General features: G+C 51.2%; 1 protein-coding gene. It reads right to left on the bottom strand.

Annotated elements, in window-relative coordinates; translation table 11 throughout:
• Nucleotides 1–212: 212 nt before the first annotated feature.
• Nucleotides 213–2,234, bottom strand: coding sequence for a hypothetical protein (locus tag VN105_RS03625; protein ID WP_325638018.1), 2,022 nt, complete (start codon nt 2,232–2,234; stop codon nt 213–215).
• Nucleotides 2,235–2,548 lie beyond the last annotated feature (314 nt).

Raw genomic sequence — 2,548 nt, 5'->3', positions numbered from 1 at the left:
CCCCACATACTATTAATATCACGGGCAATATTACTGCCGGCAGCAACCATACCGTGAAAGTGGATATTATAAATGCGCAGGCAAATGACAATAACTACTTCAAATTATCCGTGTATATAGCGGGAGAAAAATTTTAATGAGATAATAGCTGGCAAGCAAAAAGGACGTTTCAAAAATAATTGAGACGTCCTTTTGCTTTTTTGTATGAGGTATTATCCCGGCAATACCACATGCAGTGTGGATTTGCCGTCCCAGTTTTTCGTGAGCACTGTTTTTCCTTTATTAGTCACTGTTACCGTAAACCGCTTACCGGCACGCTTTACGGCAATATCCATATCCGCCGCAAAGGCCCTGATATGCCGCAACGTCATGTGGTTCCAGCTGGCAGGCAGCCGTGGGCACATATCAAAACTCCGCAGCCCGGTGGGCACCATACCAAAAAGTCCTTCGGTGATCACGCGGCAGTATAATGCGCTTTCAGCGGAAAGATGGCGCTGGTCCCCTTCCGGCCAGGCTTCTACCGGGTAAGGCACATGTTCGTCCAGTAAGCGTTGCCGCGTATAGTAGGCCAGGTATTTCAGGGTGGTATCGGTAGCCCCGGCAAAGAACAGGCCCCGGAAGGCATACAGGGTAGAGCGGTCCCAGAAAGTATGGTCACCGGAAGCGGTGAGGATACCGTTCTGCGTCCAAAGGTAGGGCGATAGCAATGCCTTCATGGTGGCATCGCGGCGTTGGTTGAGTCCCATTACCAGCGGCAGGCAGATCCAGGAACGGAGTATGGTGTTTTCTTCATAATACCGGTAGGTGTTGAAGCCCTGCACCGTGCGACCAAAAAACGATTCGATATCCCTCCCCAGTTTAGCGGCGCGCTGGTTGTATAAGGCAGCGGTATCAGTATGCCCCAGCGCAGCAGCCAGGTAAGCAGCGCTCTGGTAAGCGCCGTAGGCCAGTGCATTGGTAGAAAGATTGGCTTTGCCTGCGGGGAAACGGCCCTCAAGTTCATCCGCATCGGAAGTGATGATGCCATCCGGTCTTTTGTGCAGCTCCAGGAATTGCAGGCACCAGTTGATAAGCGGGTACAACTGCTGCGCCTGTGCGGTATCGCCGGAGGCGAGGGCAAACCGCGCAGCGCCATAGGCTATCATCGCCTGGTCGCCACGGTCGCCGGCGCCGTTCCAGTAACCATCTCCTTCTGCAATAATGGAACTTGGAATAGGCTTATAAGCCGGGTTCATGTAACTGGCGAACATCCGGAAACTGTTCACCGCCGATTCATTGCCATTCAAATTGCCGAGGAAAGGAAAAAACGGGTTGGCATATTCCGCCTGGTCGTTTGCCCAAATAGCCGCATAGTAAGCGCCGCCGCCCGGCCCATGCATCAGGCCCCCCTTTGTATCATAAATACTTTCCGTGGCGCGGACCTTGGCAAAGCCAAAGCCCCGGTTAATGGTGTCATTGGGCGTTTCCAGTACCAGGTCCTGCATCAGTTCCTTCACAAATACTTCCCTCCTGGCCAGCTCATAAGCCGGCGAAAAATGATAGGCAGGGGTACTTATTTTACGTGCGGAATAGATCACTGCCATGGTATGTTTCCCGCCGGGCTTCAGGTCAAAGGCGCCGTAGCCGGTCACCTCCGAGCGGATCAGGTATTCGCCGTATACGCCTTTAGCGGCATCCGTATGTTGCTCTTTCACCAGGCTATCCACTTCCACATGGCAGGTACGGTTGCTGTTGTTCACCAACTCCCGCAATTGTATAAATCCAGCTTTATCTACAGATGGATAAAGTATATCCGTAGCCGTTACCAATGTGCTGCTTTGCGATTGAATACGCAATATCCCTTTGAGGTAAAAGCTCACAGGCTTTAACCGCAGCGGGGAGCCATTTACTTTTATGACCGGCAATTCGCTGCCATCGAAATCTGTTTTCAGGCTGGCATGGGTGTTATTGGGAATAGTGCGCAGCATGGGGAACACCAGCTGCTTTTTTACCAGGAGCTCCTGCCGGTCGTTTGTTCCGTAGGTGATGATAGCGGAAAGTTGCTTGCCGCTCATTTCTATATGATCGGTATGTGGCTGCGAGGTGGTTACATTCCATTGGATGCCGCCGTCCGGTACCAGTTCCCAGCGTGGCGACTGGGCGACCGCCTGGAACGGGGCGATCAACAAAGCGGCAGATAGTAACGTGTGATATCGGTTAACGGAGCGGAAGAGCATAACGATATTGATTTTCATATTGTTGGATGTCATTACACTGATTGAACCGCAAGATATAAAAACACACCGACGACCGTTAGCCGGTAAGAAAAATAATGTGTTTCCCCATTTACTGGTAAGGAAAATGTCCTGCCAAAGGGAGCCTGCCATCACTGTTCCCTGCTGGTTTCCGGCAGCAGTATCACTGGTAAGCTGCAGATAAGCCATCTCTTATAATAACAGGTTATATAAGCATTACCTAACGCTTATATATAGGTTATATAAGGCTTATCTCTGAAACCCGCTACCATGGGGCATACAGAAGCGTACTCCGGCACGGGCGCTGGAATATC

Origin of the sequence: Chitinophaga sp., assembly GCF_035564935.1 — a bacterium.
GTDB lineage: Bacteria > Bacteroidota > Bacteroidia > Chitinophagales > Chitinophagaceae > Chitinophaga.
The sequence above is the reverse complement of the archived record's forward strand: the minus strand, read 5'-3'. Positions and strand labels throughout refer to the sequence as shown.

Bases quoted from the DNA above. Each gene is read 5' to 3' on its own strand.
- VN105_RS03625 (WP_325638018.1), bottom strand. From the start codon at position 2,234: ATGAAAATCAATATCGTTATGCTCTTCCGCTCCGTTAACCGATATCAC.